Source organism: Pantoea sp. GbtcB22, assembly GCF_019091025.1.
Lineage (GTDB): Bacteria > Pseudomonadota > Gammaproteobacteria > Enterobacterales > Enterobacteriaceae > Pantoea > Pantoea leporis.
On the sequence record NZ_JAGXKB010000951.1, the window covers coordinates 1 to 232 of the forward strand.

1 protein-coding gene is annotated in these 232 nt (G+C 45.7%); it reads left to right on the top strand.

The window, feature by feature from the left end:
* On the top strand, nucleotides 1-232 hold a 232-nt coding region (locus tag KVT28_RS27145), incomplete at both ends, for a hypothetical protein (RefSeq protein ID WP_217551441.1).

Consider the following 232-nt stretch of genomic DNA (forward strand, 5'->3'; position numbering starts at 1 on the left):
CATCAAGAAACGGATGAGGCACTTATTGCTGGTGCCGCAGGTGTCGGTTGTGCATTGGGTGCTGACATTGTCAAAATAAAAATACCGGAAAAAGGGAAACAGAGTGTTGTCGAAGGATTACGACTCATCACCAGCGCCGCAGGTAACACGCGTGTTATTTGTTCTGGGGGGGCACGACAAGATGAACAAACATTTATTTCAATGATTCGCGAATATATGCAAACGCCTATTG